The organism is Pseudomonas sp. P5_A2_2, from assembly GCF_054177685.1.
This window is the reverse complement of sequence record NZ_JBGCUL010001190.1, coordinates 1-1,243: the sequence shown is the minus strand read 5'-3', so window position 1 is coordinate 1,243 and position 1,243 is coordinate 1. Positions and strand designations below refer to the sequence as shown.

The following is a 1,243-nucleotide window of genomic DNA, read 5'->3' as shown; positions in this document are numbered from 1 at the left end:
GGATTACCTTCTGTCCAGCGGGCAGTGGCGTAGCCCTCGCGCATCGCTTTGACCGCTAGCCACTCATCGGTAGCGACCACGGCGAGGTAACTGCCGTTGCKGATCAGCTTTACCACACCGGGGAGTTTGTTGAGGGCGGCTTCGTCAATGTCCAGAAGCTGACTGCCGCGCCGGGGTGGACGTATCACGCGGGCATGCAGCATATCGGGCAGGCGCATGTCCTGCACATAGGCCGAACCGCCGCTGACTTTGTCCGGGATGTCCAGCCGAGGCAATGATTTGCCGATCAGGGTGAAACTGCTGGCTGGCTTGAAGGGGGAACTCGCCGATGCAAAGCGATGCAATTGAACCCCGACCACCGCTTGTGTGTAGGTCATGCTGTGGCCTTGCCCATCGTAGATCACAGCATCCCGCGTGCTCAGGCTGTCGATGTTGCATCGCCATTGGCTTGCCGCGGATTCGAGTAACAACTGACGCACCTGGGCGGCGGCGTTGAACAATGCAGTGCCGCTGTCGACGATCGTATGGCTGCCGGCGGTGTAACCCTCATTGGGTGTCAGCGCAGTGTCGGCAGTGAGAAAGCGGATGAGACCAGGTGATACTTCCAGGCGTTCAGCGGTGATCTGCAGGAGCGCGGTCTTGACGCCAGTGCCCAGCTCCACTTTGCCGGTGTAGACGGTGATGCCGTCTTTCGCGTCAATGCGGATCCAGGCGTCCAGATAGGGCGTGGCCCGCAGGCTGCCTGGCAGATCAGGCGCCAGGATCGCTGTACCCAAGGTGTCCACTTCGGTGTCAGCGAAGGCGCGCGGTATACCCGGGAGCATGGCGAACCCCATCACCAACGCGCCGTTTATCACGAAGGCGCGGCGGCTCAGATCGACGTTTTGCGTTGAGGACTTCATACCTTGTCTCCCTGCGCGATGACCGACTTGATCGCAGCGAGGATCCGCACATGAGTGCCACAGCGGCACAGGTTGGGCGCCATGCGGCGACGGATCGTTTCATCGTCCGGATGAGGGTTGGCCTCCAATAGAGCCTGCGCTCGTACGATCATCCCCGCGATGCAATAACCACACTGGGCCGCCTGTTCGTCGATAAAGGCTTTCTGCAACGGCCCCGGTTTGTCGGCGCTGCCCAGGCTCTCCACTGTACGCACTGATTTGCCCGCCAGCGCGCCGCAGGGTGTCAGGCATGAAAACACCGGTTTATCGTTCACTAAAACGGTGCAAGCGCCGCACTGACC

General features: G+C 61.0%; 2 protein-coding genes. Both read right to left on the bottom strand.

Going from position 1 to position 1,243, the window contains the following annotated elements:
* Positions 1-902 (bottom strand): molybdopterin cofactor-binding domain-containing protein (locus ACXRVY_RS29985; protein WP_458239070.1); only part of this gene is annotated, 902 nt, incomplete at its 3' end.
* Positions 899-1,243, bottom strand: a 345-nt coding sequence (locus tag ACXRVY_RS29980) for a (2Fe-2S)-binding protein (RefSeq protein WP_458239069.1), incomplete at its 5' end; no start/stop codon positions are given. The genes ACXRVY_RS29985 and ACXRVY_RS29980, both read right to left, overlap by 4 nt.